Source organism: Mesorhizobium yinganensis, from assembly GCF_040081985.1.
Classification (GTDB): domain Bacteria; phylum Pseudomonadota; class Alphaproteobacteria; order Rhizobiales; family Rhizobiaceae; genus Kumtagia; species Kumtagia yinganensis.
In genome coordinates this window covers 615,990-632,444 of sequence record NZ_JBEBMH010000001.1, presented here as the reverse complement: position 1 = coordinate 632,444, position 16,455 = coordinate 615,990, and the positions used below count along the sequence as shown (strand labels likewise).

16 protein-coding genes are annotated in these 16,455 nt (G+C 64.6%); 8 read left to right on the top strand and 8 right to left on the bottom strand.

Features of this window, described 5'->3' with window-relative positions:
* Positions 1 to 15 precede the first annotated feature (15 nt).
* On the bottom strand, positions 16 to 1,395 hold the full coding sequence (locus ABMA59_RS02970; RefSeq protein ID WP_349003799.1) for a serine hydrolase domain-containing protein: 1,380 nt from the start codon (positions 1,393 to 1,395) through the stop codon (positions 16 to 18).
* 195 nt (positions 1,396 to 1,590) lie between these two features.
* Here ABMA59_RS02970 and ABMA59_RS02965 point away from each other — a divergent pair, with 195 nt between their 5' ends.
* From ABMA59_RS02965 to ABMA59_RS02950, 4 genes are all read left to right on the top strand, one after another.
* Complete coding sequence (locus ABMA59_RS02965) at positions 1,591 to 2,412, top strand: glycoside hydrolase family 25 protein (RefSeq protein ID WP_349003798.1); 822 nt, start codon at positions 1,591 to 1,593, stop codon at positions 2,410 to 2,412.
* A gap of 155 nt (positions 2,413 to 2,567) precedes the next feature.
* Positions 2,568 to 4,331 (top strand): beta strand repeat-containing protein, encoded by a 1,764-nt coding sequence (locus ABMA59_RS02960; protein ID WP_349003797.1) that lies wholly within the window; start codon positions 2,568 to 2,570, stop codon positions 4,329 to 4,331.
* Positions 4,332 to 4,443: 112 nt separating this feature from the next.
* Positions 4,444 to 5,661 (top strand): lytic murein transglycosylase, encoded by a 1,218-nt coding sequence (locus ABMA59_RS02955; RefSeq protein WP_349003796.1) that lies wholly within the window; start codon positions 4,444 to 4,446, stop codon positions 5,659 to 5,661.
* A 75-nt stretch (positions 5,662 to 5,736) separates the two neighbouring features.
* Positions 5,737 to 6,168 (top strand): YqaA family protein, encoded by a 432-nt coding sequence (locus tag ABMA59_RS02950; RefSeq protein ID WP_349003929.1) that lies wholly within the window; start codon positions 5,737 to 5,739, stop codon positions 6,166 to 6,168.
* A gap of 63 nt (positions 6,169 to 6,231) precedes the next feature.
* Here the strand turns inward: ABMA59_RS02950 and ABMA59_RS02945 are convergent, their stop codons facing one another.
* Positions 6,232 to 7,455, bottom strand: a complete 1,224-nt coding sequence (locus ABMA59_RS02945) for an alanine racemase (RefSeq protein WP_349003795.1) — start codon at positions 7,453 to 7,455, stop codon at positions 6,232 to 6,234.
* Between the two features lie 435 nt (positions 7,456 to 7,890).
* On the opposite strand from ABMA59_RS02945, the gene ABMA59_RS02940 reads away from it, so the two are divergent.
* Positions 7,891 to 8,781 (top strand): DMT family transporter, encoded by an 891-nt coding sequence (locus ABMA59_RS02940; RefSeq protein WP_349003794.1) that lies wholly within the window; start codon positions 7,891 to 7,893, stop codon positions 8,779 to 8,781.
* 336 nt (positions 8,782 to 9,117) lie between these two features.
* Here ABMA59_RS02940 and metF read toward each other — a convergent pair whose 3' ends face one another.
* Complete coding sequence (metF, locus tag ABMA59_RS02935) at positions 9,118 to 10,047, bottom strand: methylenetetrahydrofolate reductase [NAD(P)H] (RefSeq protein ID WP_349003793.1); 930 nt, start codon at positions 10,045 to 10,047, stop codon at positions 9,118 to 9,120.
* Positions 10,047 to 11,045, bottom strand: coding sequence for an ArsR/SmtB family transcription factor (locus tag ABMA59_RS02930; RefSeq protein ID WP_349003792.1), 999 nt, complete (start codon positions 11,043 to 11,045; stop codon positions 10,047 to 10,049). The genes metF and ABMA59_RS02930 overlap by 1 nt, the downstream gene beginning before the upstream one ends.
* A 118-nt stretch (positions 11,046 to 11,163) precedes the next feature.
* On the opposite strand from ABMA59_RS02930, the gene tsaA reads away from it, so the two are divergent.
* Together tsaA and ABMA59_RS02920 are read left to right on the top strand one after the other, a co-directional pair.
* Positions 11,164 to 11,688, top strand: coding sequence for a tRNA (N6-threonylcarbamoyladenosine(37)-N6)-methyltransferase TrmO (gene tsaA, locus ABMA59_RS02925; protein WP_349003791.1), 525 nt, complete (start codon positions 11,164 to 11,166; stop codon positions 11,686 to 11,688).
* The gene (locus ABMA59_RS02920; protein ID WP_349003790.1) at positions 11,688 to 11,996 is read left to right on the top strand and encodes a DUF2293 domain-containing protein; all 309 of its coding nucleotides are present in this window, start codon (positions 11,688 to 11,690) and stop codon (positions 11,994 to 11,996) included. The genes tsaA and ABMA59_RS02920 overlap by 1 nt, the downstream gene beginning before the upstream one ends.
* A gap of 44 nt (positions 11,997 to 12,040) precedes the next feature.
* Here ABMA59_RS02920 and ABMA59_RS02915 read toward each other — a convergent pair whose 3' ends face one another.
* On the bottom strand, positions 12,041 to 12,622 hold the full coding sequence (locus ABMA59_RS02915; RefSeq protein WP_349003789.1) for a TetR/AcrR family transcriptional regulator: 582 nt from the start codon (positions 12,620 to 12,622) through the stop codon (positions 12,041 to 12,043).
* A 142-nt stretch (positions 12,623 to 12,764) separates the two neighbouring features.
* On the opposite strand from ABMA59_RS02915, the gene ABMA59_RS02910 reads away from it, so the two are divergent.
* Positions 12,765 to 13,604, top strand: a complete 840-nt coding sequence (locus ABMA59_RS02910; protein WP_349003788.1) for an SDR family oxidoreductase — start codon at positions 12,765 to 12,767, stop codon at positions 13,602 to 13,604.
* Positions 13,605 to 13,624: 20 nt separating this feature from the next.
* Here the strand turns inward: ABMA59_RS02910 and ABMA59_RS02905 are convergent, their stop codons facing one another.
* The 3 genes from ABMA59_RS02905 to tam all read right to left on the bottom strand — a co-directional run bounded on the left by ABMA59_RS02905 (position 13,625) and on the right by tam (position 16,396).
* Positions 13,625 to 14,251, bottom strand: a complete 627-nt coding sequence (locus ABMA59_RS02905; RefSeq protein WP_349003787.1) for an MOSC domain-containing protein — start codon at positions 14,249 to 14,251, stop codon at positions 13,625 to 13,627.
* 118 nt (positions 14,252 to 14,369) lie between these two features.
* The gene (locus ABMA59_RS02900; protein WP_349003786.1) at positions 14,370 to 15,488 is read right to left on the bottom strand and encodes a beta-ketoacyl-ACP synthase III; all 1,119 of its coding nucleotides are present in this window, start codon (positions 15,486 to 15,488) and stop codon (positions 14,370 to 14,372) included.
* 128 nt (positions 15,489 to 15,616) lie between these two features.
* Complete coding sequence (gene tam, locus ABMA59_RS02895) at positions 15,617 to 16,396, bottom strand: trans-aconitate 2-methyltransferase (RefSeq protein WP_349003785.1); 780 nt, start codon at positions 16,394 to 16,396, stop codon at positions 15,617 to 15,619.
* Positions 16,397 to 16,455: the final 59 nt, after the last annotated feature.

The following is a 16,455-nucleotide window of genomic DNA, read 5'->3' as shown; positions in this document are numbered from 1 at the left end:
CAAGGACCCTCGCGGCTACTCCATCGCCTTCACCACCGCCGCCACCATCTCCTGAGGCCTGTAGCCCAGCTTGTCGGGCGTCAGCCCCATGCGCACCACCACAAGCTTGCGCGACGGGATGACCGTCACAGTCTGTCCGTCATGGCCATTGATCCAGAAGGCATCGCCGGGAATGCCCAGCGCGGCGTCCTCCTCGCGCGTGCCTCTCGGCCCGCGCAGCCAGAGTTGGCCCCGTCCGTAAGCGCCGGACGAGGCCGGAGCCGCTTCCCGCATCCAGGCCACGAATCCCGCCGGCAGGATCGCCTCGCCCTTCCAAACGCCATCCTGCAGCAGGAACTGGCCGAAGCGCGCCCAGTCGCGCGCCGTCGCATAGAGATAGGACGATCCGACGAACGTGCCCGCGGCGTCGGTCTCCAGCACGGCGCTGTCCATGCCGAGCGGCCCGAACAGTCTTGCAGAGGGCCACGCCAGCGCCTGTTCCCCGTCGCCTAGCGCATGTTGCCAGATGCGCGACAGAAGCATGGTCGTGCCGCTCGAATAGCTGAAATCGCTGCCCACCGGATGCGCCAGCGGTTTTGCCGCCGCGAATGAAGCCATGTCCGGTTCGAGGAACAGCATGCGCGTCACGTCGGTGACGTCGCCGTAGTCCTCGTTGAATTCCAGCCCGCTCGACATCGCCATCAGGTCGGCGACCGAAATGCCGGCGCGCCCGTCCGTGCGCCAGTCGCCGAACAGCCTGTTGTCGTCGACCGTCATCCTGCCGTCCTTGACCACCGTCCCGATGATCGCGGCATTCACCGTCTTGGTCATCGACCAGCCGATAAGCGGCGTTCTGTCCGAAAACCCTTCACCATAGCGTTCGGCAATGATTTTTCCGTCCTTGACCACGACCACCGCACGTATGCCCGGCCCGACCATCACCGGATCCTCGAGAATGGCCGAAACCCCCGCGTCCTGCGTCAGCTCGACGCCCTCGCCATCCGGCCACAGCCCGGAGCCCGGTGCGGCCATCGGCGTCGGAGCCTGCGGCGCTCGCTCCAGCGAATCGGCCGAAACGCCCTCCGGCAACACGGTGCAGCCCAGGCCGTCGCGCGCCACGGCCGTCCGCTCGCCGAGAAAACCGAGCAGCCCGGCGCTCACCGTCTTGCGTTCGCGGTCGACCGAAACCCGCATGATTTTCAGCAATGGATGTCCCGGCGCCTGCACGTCGTCGGCCAGCACCTGGTCCGCTTCGCGGCCCGCCAGAAACACGTTGGAACAGACGATTTTTGCGCTGTAGCCGGCGCCGACACGAATCAGTTCTGGTGGCGCGACATATAGCCAGCACGCGAGGGCAGCCACCGCGGCGACCAGAAAAATGGCCAATACCTTGACCAACCGCCGTATGCGCCGCATGCCCTGCCCTCTTTTGTCCTTCAAATTGCCAAAATTCGTCACGCAGTTCGCTATCGATGTCGACCGGGATCAACGGAATATCAACCATGTTCGGCGATCACGGTTAGGACTTGATGACCGTGCGAAAGATAACGGCCCTGCGTGGCCGTCCGGCACGGACAACACCAGCCGGGGGGACCGGCGCGAAGGAGACCCATGCGCCGACTGGTGGCTCTAGCCTTGGCCTCGCTGCTGGCGGCCTGCAGCACCAGTGACGACCTTGGTCTGCAATCATCGGCGCCTGCCTTGCCGCCTGCCAGTGCCAAGGCGACGGCCAACGTCTCCGTGCTCAACCCGCGCTTCGGCGACAACGACCCGCACGACTGGACCGCCCGCACGCCCTTCTCCTACCCCGTGCACGGCACGGACGTGTCGAAATACCAGACCTCGATCGACTGGCCGAAGGCCCGCGACGCGGGTATCTCCTTTGCCTTCATCAAGGCAACGGAGGGTGGCGACCGCGTCGACGACAAATTCGCCGAGCACTGGCGCAACGCCAGGGCAGTCGGCATCCCGCGCGGCGCCTATCATTTCTATTATTTCTGCCGCACCGCCGCCGAACAGGCGCGATGGTACATAGACAACGTACCGAAGGAGCGCGGAGCACTGCCCCCGGTGCTCGACATGGAATGGAACCCGCAGTCACCCACCTGCAAGCTCAGGCCCGATGCGGCGACGGTACGCAGCGAAATGCGCGTCTTCCTACAGATGGTCGAGAAACACTACGGCAAGAAGCCGATCATCTACACTTCGATCGACTTCTTCGACGACAACCAGCTTGCTGGCTTCACCGACTATCCCTACTGGCTGCGCTCGGTTGCCGACCATCCCAGCGACCGCTACGGCGCGCACCCCTTCACCTTCTGGCAGTATACGGGCACCGGCGTCGTGCCCGGCATCAGGGGCGACGCAGACATCAACGTCTTCAACGGCAGCCAGGCGACCTGGCGCAAATGGGTCGCCCAGAACACGCATTGATCGGCAATTCCCGTCGGAACCTTGCGGTTGCGGTGCGCTTATCGCCGCGAGGCCGGTACGCCGTTCCCGCCAAGGTTTAACGAATCGGCGCGCCAAACATTAACGATGCACCGGTACGAGCGGTGCGATCGCCCGATCCATCCGAAGGAGCAGCCATGTCTGTCATCAGCGGCAACACGACCATCAACCTCGACGGCGTGAACGACTTCACCATCGGCGGCGACGTCTATTCGTGGAAAGACGGCACGCTTGGCCTGGTTGACGTCTACTCGGCCATCGGCAGCACCTACACCGCTACCGTCAATCTCAGCGGCAAGTGGAGCATGAGCACGTTGCGCTTCAGCAGCGAGGGCAACATCCGCGTCGTCGTCAACGACGCCGCCTCGCCCGTCGCCGCCCGGCATATCGAGACGCTGATCCTCAACGGCAACACCGGCGGCAGCAACGTTACGCTCACCCAGACGAGCATCGACCTCATCCAGGGGGGCCGCGGCGTCGACACGATAACGGTCGGGTCTGGAGCCATCACCACCATCGACGTCCGCGACGGCAACGACGTCATCAATACCGGAACCGGCTACGTCGGCTCGATCCTGGGCGGCAACGGCAACGATACGCTGACCACCGGCGCCGGCAACATCGGCGCGGTCATCATGGGTGAAGGCAACGACACAGTGACCCTCGGCTCCGGCGGGGTGGAAAGCATCGCCACGGGCGGAGGCAACGACAAGGTCACCGGCACGACGGGTCAGGCCGGCATCGTCGACACCAATGCCGGCGACGACACCGTGATTGTCGGCAACAGCACGATGGAAATAATCCGGCTCGGCGACGGCAACAACAGCGCTACCCTCAACAACGGCATCATCAATGCCATTTCCGCTTTCGACGGCAACGACAGTGTAACTGCGACCGGCAGCGGCTTTATTGGTAGCATCTCGCTCGCCTCCGGCGACAATACGGTGAAAACCGCAACCGGCTACGTCGAATCGATCGTCACCCGCGAAGGGACGGACATCGTCACGATCGGCGCGGGTGGCGCGGGCTCTGTCAATGTCGGCAATGGCGCCAACACCGTGAACGCCACCGGCTTCGTCGACATGATACTGGGCTATGCCGGCAAAGACACGGTGATCGTCGGCGCCGCCGGCGCCGGCTCGATCAATGTCGGTCACGGCGACAATACGGTTACCACCGGAAAGGGTTGGGTCGGCTCCATCGTCGGGTACGGCGGCGTAGATGCAGTCACCCTTGGCAGCGGCGGCGCCAGTTCGGTCAACCTCGGCGAAGGCAACGACAGCCTTCGTGTCTCGAAGCTCGACTTCCCGGGCGACACGGTGATGGCCAATGGCGGCACCGGCGTCGACACGGTCAGTTTCGCGGCCTTCACGTCCGCCGTGACGATCTCGCTGGCCAGTTCGGCTGCCGCGGACACAGGCGCTGGCATCTTCGTGCTCACCGGCTTCGAGAACCTGACGGGCGGATCGGGCAGCGACATGCTCACCGGCAACGGTCTCGCCAACACCATCAGCGCCGGCAGCGGCAACGACACGCTCAGGGGCTATCTCGGCAACGACACGCTGACCGGCGGCGCCGGCCAGGACCGGTTCGTATTCAATACAGCGCTGAACGCGACGACCAATGTCGATGTCATCAAGGATTTCAACGCTACCGACGACACCATCCAGGTCGACAACGCCATCTTCACGGCCCTGACCGCGACGGGTCCCTTGGCCGCTAGCGCCTTCAAGGACATGGATGCCGGGCCGATCGATGCCAGCGACCGCATCATCTACAAATCGAGCACGGGCAATCTCTACTACGACGTCGACGGCTCGGGCGCCGCGTTTGCCGCAGTCAAATTCGCCAACATCGCCAACCACGCGATCCTGACGGCGGCTGACTTTGTCGTGATATGAAGGCTGCGCATAGCTAGCCGCCGCAAGTCGGGCTTGCCGCGCTGCCCGCTTTTCGTCATGAGACATGTGCAGGGGACGCCGAGTTCTCCTAACTGATCAGGATGCGCCCGGAATGCGGATTGCCGTAGCTGCCCTACTTCTCGCTGCCGTCGCCGCACCCGCCCATGCGCAGACGCAGGCACCCGCGCCTTCCCCGACGCCCACGCCGGTCGCGACGCCCGAATGTGGCATCGATTTCGAGACCTGGCGCGGCCACGTGGCCGATGAGGCGCGCGCCGCCGGCGTCGGCGAGGTTGGGCTTGCCGCTCTCGCAACGGCCGACATCGACACCCGCGTGCTCGCCCGCGACCGCGCCCAGGGCGTCTTCAGCCAGACCTTCATCGAGTTCTCGTCGCGCATGATCTCCGAATACCGGCTGAAGCAGGGCGCCGCGAATCTGAAGAAATACGCCGACGTGTTCGCCCGCGCCGAGCAGAAGTATGGCGTTCCCGGCCCGGTGATTGCCGCCTTCTGGGGGCTGGAGACGGATTTCGGAGCGGTGCAGGGCGACTTCGACACACTGAACGCGCTGGTCACGCTGGCGCATGACTGCCGCCGCCCCGAGCTGTTCCGGCCGCAACTGGTGCCGTTGCTCACCCTCATCGACCGCGGTATCGTTCCCGCCGACGTCAAGGGCGCCTGGGCCGGCGAGATCGGCCAGACGCAAATCCTGCCCACCGATTATCTCCTGCGCGGCGTCGACGGCGACGGCGACAGCAGGATCGACCTGCGCGGCAGCGCGCCGGACGTGATCATGACCACAGCCAACAAGATCCAGCATCGCGGCTGGAAGGCCGGCCAGCCCTGGCTGGTCGAAATCCGCGTGCCCGACGACATGCCGTGGGATCAGACCGGCCGCACCAACAAGCTGCCGGTCGCCAAATGGACCGAGTGGGGTGTCACCAACCGCGACGGCTCGCCCCTGCTCGACCACGGGCTGAACGCCGGCGTCGTCCTGCCGATGGGGCGCAAGGGCCCGGCCTTCCTAAGCTACGACAATTACGACATCTATCTCCAGTGGAACCAGTCGGCCATCTACACGCTGACCGCCGCCGTGCTCGCCACTCGCCTTGCCGGCGCCCCGCCCTATGACAAACGCAACCCCGAACCCGGCCTCATCGGCGACGCGATGAGAGAACTCCAGCAGAAACTCGCCGACAAGGGCTACGACGTCGGCGGCATAGACGGCATTCTTGGCGTCAACACCCGCGAGGCTGTGCGCCAGGAGCAGATGAAGCTCGGCCTTCCCGTCGACGGCTGGCCTACGCCCGCGCTGCTGGGGATGATGTGAAGGCGTGATACGCGGCGGACTGCCGCCTGAGCGTTCTTTCAACAGAGCGGTGATACGCCGGATATACCAATGGACATGGTGGCCGCGCTTTCCGGAATGTTCGCCACCGCCTTTGTTGCGGCGACTTTAGTGCCGGCGCAGTCCGAAACTGTGCTGGTTGGCCTGCAACTGGCGGGCTATCCTTTGCTGCCTCTGGTTATTGCCGCCAGCATCGGCAACACGCTGGGCGCGGTCGTGAACTGGGCGATTGGGCGCGGGATCGAACACTACCGCGGCCTCCGCTGGTTTCCGGTTTCTCCCGACACGCTCGATCGCGCGGCAGGCTGGTACAAGCGGTGGGGACGCTGGAGCCTTCTGCTCTCGTGGGCACCGCTCGGCGGCGATGCACTCACGGTGGCGGCGGGAGTTCTTCGAGAACCGTTCTGGAGTTTCGTGATCCTGGTCGCGATCGCCAAGACAGGCCGCTACGCCGTCCTCGCGGCTGTCACGTCGGGGTTCATCGGATAATGTCGCCCCGACCCCGTTGCGTTGTCCGGCCCTCCTGCCGTCCGAGCACCCCCAGGCTTCGCACTACTCCGCCGCCATCGTCTCCAGGCTGGCAAACCCCTGCGGCGCATCGCCTTCCTCGAAGGGGGTCGTGACCTCCACGAATTTATCGGGATAAAACCCGTTGAAGCGGGTGCGGAGCGACAGCGAATAGGCGCCGATATGGCCGATCTCGATCCAGTCGCCGGTGTCGATCGTCTCCGGCAGCCAGAACGGTCGTGAGAGAATGTCGACGGAATCGCAGGTCGCGCCACACACCTTGAACGACACGATGTTTTTCTCGTCGCCATTGCGCGAACGGATCGCCGGATCGGGAATGAAACGCGCCGGCAGCGTCAGCTTGCCGGTCCAGCTATCCGACAGCGACGCCCAGATGCCGTCATTGATGTAGAGCCGCCGGCCCTTTCTGAGCAGCACCCGCACGATCAGCGAGAAGGCACGAGCAACGATCACCCTGCCCGGCTCGGCCACCAGCGGCATCTCGTCGAAATTCCAGGCAGTGATGTCCGCGCGCAGCCGCGACATCAACTGCCCCAGCGCCGGCATGGGCGGCTTCTTGGACGTCGGGTCGGCACCATATTCGGCCGGAAATCCGCCACCGACATCCAGCCCCGCCAACTCGAAACCGACACGGTTACGCACCCAGTCGGCAGAGGCCAGTGCCCGGTCATAGGTGTCGGGGTCCTCGATCTGGCTGCCGACATGAAAACAGAGGCCAACCTTGTAGCCGGTCTTGTCCAGTCGCTGCGCCAGTTCGACCGCATAAGCCGGACCGGCCCCGAACTTCTTCGAAAGCTCGTAGGCGGCGGAACCCTTGGTCTGGATGCGGACGAAAACCGTGATCTGGCCGGGGTCGATGTCGAGCGCCCGCACCACCCGCGTCAGTTTTGTAATCTCGTCCTCGTGATCGACCGAAATCACCCGGATGCCGTATTCCTCCAGCGCCAACCTGATATCCGACTGCGCCTTCACCGGATGCATGTAGAGCATCTCGGCATCCGGCGAGACGGCGCGCACCGCCGCGAACTCACCCGGCGAGGCGACGTCGAAGGCGGTCACGCCCGCCTCGACGAGTGTCCTCAGCACAAGCTGCTCGCCATTGGTCTTTACCGCATAGGCGGTCTTTCCCGGAAACATCTCCATGAAGCGACGCGCATCGGCTTTCAGCACTTCGGGGCGAAAACAGTAGACCGGCTCGTCGGGGCGCAGCGCCAGCGCCGCTTCCTTCGCATTGTCGAATCTCTGCATGGCGGCTCCTCGGTGGCGGCCAACTGATAGCTTGTTTCGGCCTCAGGTTGAATGCTCATTGCAGCTCCCGAGAGACCGACAAATTTCCCTTCGCCCGGCAGGAACGGCATTCCTCGTGGCAGCCGACCGCCCCCAGCCAGCGTCAGGCGGAAAGCAATTTCCTGCGCCCTGGATCAGGCTCGGCAGGTCAAATAGGCGCATCTTCCGGCTTGAAAATGCCTTCCCGTCCATCTCGAAACAGACTTTTCCCCACGCCGCCCCCATAGAGAATTGAAATCCTTGCTTCTTTCGAGCTTCGCGCGCGTCTGGTGCAGCATGTCGGAAAACGGGTGGCGGGCCGCCGCAAGCCGATTTAAGTCCCATGATCGGGAGACAAAAATGTCATCGGATCAAACGCATAGACCGTCACCTGCGATGTCCGCTCGAAGCTGGGCGATGCTCGTCCTGCTGGGCGTCATCTGGGGCGGGTCGTTTTTCTTCGCCCGTATCGCCGTGTCCGAACTCCATCCCCTGACGCTGGTGCTGTTCCGGGTCGCCATCGCCGCTATCGCCCTCCAGATCTACCTTGCCGCGACCGGGATCTCGTTCCGCACCGCCCTGCCCTATGCGCCCGGCCTCGTCCTGCTCGCGGTACTCAACAACGTCATCCCCTTCTCGTTGATCTTCGCCGGCCAGACCCAGCTCGGCGCCGGCCTCGCCTCGGTCCTCAACGCCACCACGCCGTTCTGGACGGTGCTGCTGGCCAGCCGACTGACGACAGACGAAAAACTCTCCTGGAACAAGGTTTTCGGCATCTTGCTCGGGATCGCCGGCACGGCAATCATGATCGGCCCCGGCCTGTTTTCCGGCCTTGGCGCGCCGACCTGGGCGAAACTGGCGCTGATCGGCGCTTCGTTGTCCTATGCCTTTGCCCTCATGGTCGCCAAACGCCTCAGAAAGATCTCGCCGGCCGTCGTTGCCACCGCGCAACTGACCGCCTCGACAATCGTCATGCTCCCTATCGTTTTGGTCCTGAACGGCTCCGACGGCCTGTTCGCGTTCAGCGGTCCGGTCTGGGCGGCGGTGCTGTCGCTGGCGCTGCTCTCCACCGCTTTCGCCTACCTGCTCTATTTCCGGTTGGTTGCCGAAGCCGGCGCCACCAACGCCTCCCTGGTCACCCTCATTGTACCGGCAAGCGCGGTCCTGCTCGGCGTGCTTTTCCTCGACGAAAGGCTGGAGCCGGTCGAACTTCTCGGCATGGCAGTGATCGCATTCGGGCTGGTGACGATCGACGGGAGGCTGCTTGACAGCGCTACCAAGGCGCTTGGCGCCAAACGCTCGCCATAATTTTATCCGGCGATATTGCAAAATCTTTTCAATGGCTAACGACTGAAAACGCCAGAGGTTTTCCATAATTCTGCCGCAATGCAGCACGGTTTCCGCTTGTCTGTGGCCCAAACTCCCCTAGACTCTGCCCTCGTACTCTACCTCATGGAGGCATCGTATGGGACTTGCACGGCCAATCAACGCATTGATGATTTGTGCTGCGTTCGCATTTATCGGCGCCCTGATAATGGGGGTTCTTCCTTGACCTTATGAGCTTGGGGGGTGTCAGACGCGCTCTGATACCGAAAAAGACAAAGGCCCGTCGTTCACCGGCGGGCCTTTTCTTTTGAGGATCAGTCAGGCGGCGGCGGATCCCGGGATTGCGACAGGCTGGGCGGCTTCCCGCGCCCTCAGTCCGATCATGTGGCAGATCGCAAAAGCAAGGTCCGCTCGGTTCATCGTATAAAAGTGGAACTCCTCCACGCCGCGCTCCATCAGGTCCATGACCTGCTCGGCGGCCACCGCCGACGCCACCAGCGCATGCGTCTGCGGGTCGTTGTCCAGCCCTTCGAACCGCTCCGCCAGCCAGGCCGGAACGTGCGTGCCGGCCTTGGCGGAAAAATTCGCCACCTGCCGGAAACTATGCACGGGCTGGATGCCAGGCACGATCGGAATATAGATGCCGGCGCGCCGCACCCGCTCGACGTAGCGCTCGTAAAGATCGTTGTCGAAGAAGAACTGGGTGATCGCGCGTTTCGCGCCATTGTCGACCTTGCGCTTCAGCATTTCGATATCGGTTGCGAAATCAGGGCTTTGCGGGTGCTTTTCCGGATAGGCCGCGACCGAAATGTCGAAATCGGCGATCGATTTCAGCCCGGCGACGAGATCGGCGCCGTTCTGGTAGCCGCCCGGATGCGGGCGGTAGACGCTGCCGACGCCGGTGGCGGGGTCACCGCGCAGCGCCACGAAGCGCTCGATGCCGATGCCCTGGTACTCGCGGATCACCGCGTCGACCTCATCCCTTGTCGCGCCGACGCAGGTCAGGTGCGCGGCCGCCGGAATGCCGGCCTGGGTCAGGATGCGCTTGACGGTGCGCGCCGTCCGCTCGCGCGTCGACCCTCCCGCGCCATAGGTTACCGATACGAATTTCGGCCCGAGCGGCGCCAGACGGGTCACCGTCTGCCACAGCCTCTCCTCCATCTCGTCGGTCTTGGGCGGGAAAAACTCGAAGGAGACGCGCACACGGCCGCCAATGTCGGGGCGTCGCGAAAAACGGAACTGGCTCATCAGACGGCTTCCCCTTGCAGCACGGGTTGGTCGGCGATCAGGACACGGCGGTCGCGGCCGAGCCACAGTTTGACGGTCAGCGTCGCGCGGCCGGCCGAGCGCGGCTCGAACGCCTTGGTCGCCTCGACATCCAGGCCGGCTTCCGAAAACCATTCGGCGATCTGCTGGTCGGAGAAGCCGAGCCGCAGATGCGCATGCTCGTCGCGCAGAAACTCCAGCGTATGGGGCGCGAAATCGACGACGACCAGCCGGCCCGACGGCCTGAGCAGCCGCGCTGCCTCGCGGATCGCGGCGCCCGGCTCGTCGAGATAGTGCAGGACCTGATGCATGGTGATCAGGTCGAAACTGTCGCGCTCGACCGGCGGCGCGAACAGGTCGCCCTGCCGAACCTGCGCATGCGACACCCCTGCCCGGTCGAGATTGGCGCGCGCCACCGCGAGCATTTCGCGCGACAGGTCGATGCCGACGCCGCGGCGGTAAAGCGGAGCGAACAGTTCGAGCAGCCGGCCAGTGCCGGTGCCGAGGTCGAGCATCGACTGGAACGGCCGCTTGCCGATCAGCGTCAGCAGTGCCGCCTCCACCGCCTGGTCCGGCGCATGCAAGGTGCGCAACTGGTCCCAAGAGGCGGCATTGCGGCTGAAATAGGCGCTCGCCTTCTCCTGCCGTCGCTGCTTCACCGCATGCAACCGTTCGAGATCGCGGTCGACCAGCGCGTCACGCTCATGCACCCGCGACACAATGCCGGCCACGAATTCGTGCACATCCTCGTCGTCGGAGATGCGGAAGAAGGCCCAGGACCCTTCCTGGTAGCGTTCGACCAGCCCGGCTTCCATTAGCAGCTTCAGATGGCGGGAGACGCGCGGCTGCGACTGGTTGAGGATTTCGGTGATGTCGGAGACGGTCAAGTCGCCGCGCGAGATGAGCGCCAGGATGCGCAGGCGGCTGGATTCGGCGGCCGCCTTCAATATATCAACCATCAGGTCCAGGGTTATGCGCATCGCAAGCTTGCCCACTAGAAAGATATAAACATATCTTTATGTGAAGAATCGGAGGGCTGCAACCGTTATGTCGCTTGGGGACAAGAAAATGCCGCTGGGCGAAAACCGGGAGAGACCCATGTTCGAGATGCGTGGCGGCGAGGTTACGCTGCCCGACGATCCAGCGGCCTTGCCGGGAGATGCGCACCTCGTCTTCATTGGCCTGGTCCGTTCGCCTTGGGTGCGCCGCGACGACTGCCCGAAAAACATGCGCGAGGCGCGCGAGCGCGGCCGTACCGCCAGCGTCGAGATAGCGCCCGCATTTCGGCAGGGCCTCGAAGGTCTGGCAAGCGCCAGCCATGTCGTCCTGCTCACCTGGCTGCATCATGCGCCGCGGAATCTGATTGTGCAGAAGCCGCGCCATGCGGCTGATTCCAAAGGCGTCTTCGCCCTTCGCTCGCCGGCGCGGCCGAACCCGGTGGGGATGCATGTGGCGCGCCTTCTCGATGTCGATCCAGCGGCAGGCATCCTGTCGTTGGAAGGCATCGATGCGTTGAACGGGACGCCCGTGATCGATGTGAAACCGTATTTCGCATCGGTGGATGCCGTGCCGGACGCGGCCTACGCCAAGACCGTGCCAGCAGCCGACGAGGACGGCAACTGATGTCGACGCATCGCCAGCGGGCCATCGCCAAGGCGTTGACAGCGCTGCTGCCGCTCGCCCCCTATGCCGACGCCGAGAAGATCAGGACGGATGCCGGCGCGAAGCATTTGAAGACCATGCCGCCGACGATCGCCGTCTGGCTGGCGGCGGTGGCCCATGTCCGCCACGCGCACACGGACTACGAAGCGCTGCTGGAGGACGACTACGACCGCGACTCCGCCCGTTTCTTCGTCGTCGACCAGATCAACGCCGTGCTGACACGCTGGCGCGCCACGAGACTGCTCGATGCGGATGACGAAGACATCTGAGGAACGGAAGCGATCGCCCGCCTCCGTGACACATGCGGAAGGACTCAGCCTTCCTGAAACCGCAACCCGTCTACGATCAGGCCCAATAGGCGCTTGCCCCGCTCGTCCGAACCGTCCTTGCTGAGGCTCGCGGAAATGGTGGCGGCGACGGCCATCAGCACATCCTCCGGATCGATGCCGCGCCGCACCGCGCCTGCGTCGGCCGCCCTGTCGAGCAAAGCGGACAGAGCGCCGACCGCCTCTACCCGTGACTGCGAAAACACTTCGGCGTCCGAATTCAGCGCCGACTTCATGGCGTCGGCGAAACCATATTTCACGGCCATCAGCGCCGCGTAATGCTCCAGCCAGGTCGTCAGCGCCTGCAGCGGCGGCAATGTGGCGGCCATCATGCTGGCCTCCGTCTTCAATCGCGCCACCTCGTTGCGGTAGAGCCCGGCAAGCAGCGCGTCGCGGTTCGGAAAATGCCGGTAGAGCGTGCCGATGCCGACCCCGGCGCGCTCGGCCACCGCTGCGAGCGAAAGTTCTCCGCGCTTCTCGGCGACCAGCGCCGACGTCGCATCCAGCAGTTTTTCGCGGTTTCGCGCCGCATCGGCGCGGGTCGGCTTTCGCTTTTCGGGCGATTTCAAAAAACTTCTCCTTGGACCTCTGGTAAAACGGAGGAGGCTCCGTATATTTCCGAAACGGAGGTCACTCCGCTTATCTATGGCCGCCCGCGCCCGCGGGCAAGAGGCCGCTATTCGCCCCACGGGGCAGGAAGGCACTACGATCATGGCAAGCAAGGTTTGGTTCATCACAGGATCGTCCAAAGGTTTCGGCAAGGTGTGGGCGGAAGCGGCGCTGGCGCGCGGCGATCTGGTCGCCGCCACCGCACGCGACCCGGCAACGCTGTCCGATCTGGTCGAGAGATACGGCGACAAGGTCGCCGCGCTGAAACTGGACGTCACCGACAAGGCCGCGGTCGATGCGACGATCGCCGAGGCCCACAAGCGCTTCGGCCGTCTCGACGTGGTCATCAACAATGCAGGCTACGGCCAGTTCGGCGCGATCGAGGAGATCAGCGAGGAAGATGCGCGCGCCCAGATCGAGACCAATCTGTTCGGCGCATTGTGGGTGACGCAGGCAGCACTTCCCATCATGCGCGCCCAGAAATCCGGCCACATCATCCAGATTTCCTCGATCGGCGGGGTCAACGCATTTCCGAGCATCGGCCTCTACCATGCGTCGAAATGGGCGCTGGAAGGGTTCAGCCAGGCGCTCAGCCTCGAAGCCGCCGATCTCGGCATCCATGTGACGCTGGTCGAGCCGGCGGGCTTCTCCACCGACTGGGGCGGACCGTCGGCCAAGGTGGCCAAGCCGATTTCCGCCTATGACCCCGCCCGCGCCAGAACCGCGGAACGCCGCAGGACCACAGTGCCGGGCGACCCGCAGGCGACAGGCCCGGCGATGTTGGCTCTCGTCGACGCCGCGGAGCCGCCGCTGCGCGTCTTCTTCGGAGACGTCGGCCTGCCGATGATCCGCCAAGAATATGCCAACCGCCTGGCGCTGTGGGAGAAGTGGGATTTCATCGCCGACATGGCGCAGGGCGAGAAGAAGAACCGCAAGGCCTGAGGCCGCCGCCGGCCCGCCGGTCAGGCGGGCCGGTAGATCCACTGCTCCGGGATGCGGACGGAGACCTCCTCCCCTGTCGTCAGCGTCCCGGGCTTCTCCACCCAGGCGACGAGGCCGCGCAGGCGCTTCGCCGCCTTGGGAAACAGCAGCGAGCCCGCTTCCTCGTCCGCCATGCCTGCCCGCATCGCCACCTGCTTGCCGGCATAGCGGCACGGGCCGTTCTGCGCGTCAACCTTGACGGTGACGCCGCCCTTGAAGAACAGCCGCGTGCCGGACGGCAGCATCGACAGATGCGGGATCCCGTCGAGCAGGATGTTGGCGCCGATCCATTCCGGCTTGATTTCCGCCAGACCGATCCGCTGGGCGACCAGAGCCACTTCATCGGGCGCGACGATCGACAGTTGCCGCTCGTTGCGCATCTCCGTGCCGCGCGGATACCACGGCTCGCGGCTGCCTGACCGGCGCGTCGGGCCACGATGTAAATCACCGGAGATGCCGTCGAAGCCGAGCGGCAGCGAACTGACCGCCGCCGTCTCGAAATGATCCGTCGCCGCGAGATAGAGGCCGGCGATACGAGCCGTCAGTTTCCGGCCGGGCACGATTTCGAATTGCGCTTCGCGGGCGGGCGGGATCGGCAGGTCGAGCATGACAACTCCTCCGCTCGAAAATTTGCCTGCGACGGACTTCTGAGTCCAGTCAAAACCGCTGAGCGGTCGATCAATGCATAAGATAGGTGCGCTTTTCGAGGCTAGCTCAAATGGCAGGCTACATCATCCTGAGCAACGCACCGCCGATCGAGTAACCCGCGCCGAAGGCGCAGAGCAGGCCCCAGTCTCCAGCCGCCATATCCTCGTGGTTCTCCTTCAGCGCAATGACCGCGCCGGCGGCGGCGGTGTTGCCCAGCCGGTCGAGCACCATCGGCGCGCGGTCGCGGCCGACATCGTGGCCGAACGAAAGCTTCAGGATCATCGCGTTCATGCGGGCATTGGCCTGATGCAGCCAGAAGCGTCTTATGTCGTCCGGCGTCAGCCCATGCTCGGCCAGGAAGTCGACGATGAAGCGGTGGCCGGCGACGGTGACCTCCTTGAACACCTTGTTGCCGACCTGCTTGATCAGATTGCCTTCCGTCGGGATGGCCGAAGTGTCGTCCAGCCCGTCGCGCAGCAGGAAGCCGAAATTGGTGCGGATGTTGTTGGAGAACTGCGTCCAGCCGCGCGTGTCGATCACCTCGAAGCGGCCGGGGCGCGGCTCCTCGCCCATGCGCTCGACGATCATCGCGGTGGAAGCGTCGCCGAAGATGAAATGCGTCTGGCGGTCGCGGAAATCGAGATGGCCGGTGATGATCTCCGGCGTGACGACCAACACGCGGCGCTGCGCCCCTGCCCGCACCAGGTTGGCCGCGACGTGCAGGCCGGCGGCGGCCGACGAGCAGCCGAGGCCCATGTCGAAGCCGGCGCCCGGCGCACCGATCGCCTGCTGGATCTCGATGGCGATCGCCGGATAGGGACGCTGATGATGCGAGGCGGCGCAGATGACGAGGTCGATGTCGGCCCCGGTCAACCCGGCATGGTCAAGCGCCCGCAAGGCGGAGCCGACGCCGAACTCGGCCATGACCGAAAGCTCGTCGTCGCCACGCGGCGCAATGCGCGGCGCCATGCGCTCGGGGTCGAGTATGCCGTCAAGCGTGTGGACGTGGCGCGTCTTCACGCCGGAGGCGTAGGCGATAAAATCTTCCGCCGACTTCGCCAGCGGCGGCTCGCCGGAGCCCTCGCGACGCGCGTTCTCGGCGTCGACATAGGTGTTGAAGGTCGCGACGAGTTCTTCGTTGGTGATGGAGGCCTCGGGGATCAGGACGCCGATCCCGCTGATCATGACGCGATGCATGCTTTCAAAAAACTTCCGTGACTTCCGCGCGACCAGCTTTCGCCCCGGCCCGGCTCACCCGCCCCGGCGGCGTCACATTGCGCCGCACCCGTTTACGCTGAATTAAGCGCGCCGCAAAGCCCGGCTGGTCATGCCCGCTGCGCGACGATGAACAGCCGCGGGAACCTGAGCAGCACACGGCCATCGACGCGCGGCGGATAGGCTTGCGTGATGCGCGCCAAGTAGGCGGCCAGGAACTGCGCCTGCTCGTCCGCGTCGAGCGGGTCGAGGAACCGGCGGAGACCGGTCGAACTCACCCAGTCGACGATCGCCTGCGCATCCGCCAGCGGATGGTTGTAGGCGGTGTGCCAGACGTCGACCCGCGCGGCATGGGGCGCGAGCATATCGTAGTAGAAACCGACCGGCTGCAACGCCAGGCGTGCCGCATTCGCGAGCTTATCGGCGAAGGGCATCGCCTGCGCCGTCTCACGCATCGACCGGTGCGACGGCTCCGTCACATTGTCCGGCATCTGGATCGCCAGCGCGCCGCCGGGCGCCAGCGATGCCAACAGTTTTGGCAGCAATATGTCGTGGTCCGGCAGCCATTGCAGGACGGCATTGGCGAACAGAACGTCGACCGGTTCGTCCGGCGTCCAGGCCGCGATGTCGGCCAGCGCGAAATTGAGCGTTGGCAGGCGCTTGCGCGCTTTCTCGATCATGTCGGGCGAGGAATCGATGCCGCCGACCTCCGCTTCCGGCCAGCGCTCGGCAAGCAGTTCGGTCGAATTGCCGGGCCCGCAGCCGATGTCGACCACGCGGCGCGGCCTCTGCAACGGCACCTGCGCCAGCAGGTCCCGCGCAGGACGGGTGCGTTCATCCTCGAATTGAAGGTATTTTTGGGCGGACCAGTCTTTCGTCGTCTTTTGCATGGTGCGAGCCGCGCCTCGGCGTTTTTAGAAAATGTTCGATCGGCTTGCGCCGTTGCTAG